The 1,204-nt window shown below is 64.7% G+C and carries 3 protein-coding genes; all 3 read left to right on the forward strand.

Annotated features, from left to right (window positions below):
- A partial coding sequence (locus HX846_RS35780) for a ComF family protein (RefSeq protein WP_372242058.1) occupies nucleotides 1–158 on the forward strand: 158 nt, incomplete at its 5' end.
- A gap of 57 nt (nucleotides 159–215) precedes the next feature.
- A complete protein-coding gene (locus HX846_RS35785) occupies nucleotides 216–980 on the forward strand; it encodes a TOBE domain-containing protein (protein ID WP_134327426.1) in 765 nt (254 codons plus the stop codon).
- 71 nt (nucleotides 981–1,051) lie between these two features.
- Nucleotides 1,052–1,204: twin-arginine translocation signal domain-containing protein (locus HX846_RS35790; protein ID WP_178967300.1), on the forward strand; the 153-nt coding region annotated here is incomplete at its 3' end.

Here is a 1,204-nt window from a genome sequence, read left to right on the forward strand (position 1 = left end):
CCGACGGCGCGCAAGTCAAAGGCCGGCACTTGGCGCTGATCGACGACGTACTGACCACCGGCGCCACCGCCAGCAGTCTCGCCCGCCTGTTGATGGATGCCGGCGCCCGACAGGTGGATGTGTATTGCCTGGCACGGACGCCCAAGCCCGGCACATGACTTGACTCGCGGGCGCCCTGCCCGCAACGTCAGCCCATTCCATCGAAGCGTGTAACCATGTCCCTGCCAACCCTCTTGAGCCAACACATCGTCCGTCGCCCGCAGCGCATTGCACTGCTGCAACATATTGCCGAACAAGGCTCCATCACCCGCGCCGCAAAGAGCGCGGGGCTGAGCTACAAGGCGGCCTGGGACGCCATCGACGAGCTGAACAACCTGGCGCAAAAGCCCCTGGTGGAACGCAGCGTCGGCGGCAAGGGCGGTGGCGGCGCCAGGTTGACGGCCGAGGGTGAGCGGGTATTACGCCTTTACCAACGCCTGCAGGTGTTGCAAGCCCAGGTGCTGGATTGTGCCGAAGACGCCAGCGACTTCAACCTGCTGGGCCGCCTGATGCTGCGCACCAGCGCACGTAACCAGTTGCACGGCCGGGTGATCGCCATCGACAGCCACGGCCGCAATGACCTGATTCGCCTGGAGCTGGCAGCCGGGCTGCGCCTGGATGCGCAGATCACCCACGACAGTACCTTGCGCCTGGAGCTGGAGATCGGCACCGAAGTCGTCGCCCTGATCAAGGCCGGCTGGCTTGAAGTACTGGCCGTCACGCAGGCAGCAACACCTGGACACAATTGCCTGGAAGGAAAAATCGACGCCATTCTCGATGCCGAAGACGGCCCCAGCGAGGTGCGGATCACCTTGCCCAACGGCCAGGTTCTCTGCGCCCTGGCCCGGCCCGACGCGCTTGCGCAGATCCATGCCGCCGAAGGCCTGCAGGTGAAGGTGCAGTTCTCCCCCAGCAACGTGCTGCTGGGCACTCCGGTGTAGCGCTTCAAACTGCAACAATTTCGTCACGACTGCTCCCTAAGGTGGCTGCAAAAACCCGCAGGGAGCCTGAAATGAGCCTATTAGAAGAAAACCAAGCCACCGACCTGGAACAGATGGTCGGCCTCAGCCGCCGGCGTTTTATCGGCGCCGGCGCCCTGTGCGGTGCCGCGATGTTCCTCGGCGGCAACCTGCTGACCCGCAGCGCCCTGGCGGTCAACGCCGCG

The organism is Pseudomonas sp. K5002, assembly GCF_013386655.1.
Taxonomy (GTDB): Bacteria; Pseudomonadota; Gammaproteobacteria; order Pseudomonadales; family Pseudomonadaceae; genus Aquipseudomonas.

Bases quoted from the DNA above. Each gene is read 5' to 3' on its own strand.
- HX846_RS35785 (WP_134327426.1), top strand. From the start codon at position 216: ATGTCCCTGCCAACCCTCTTGAGCCAACACATCGTCCGTCGCCCGCAG.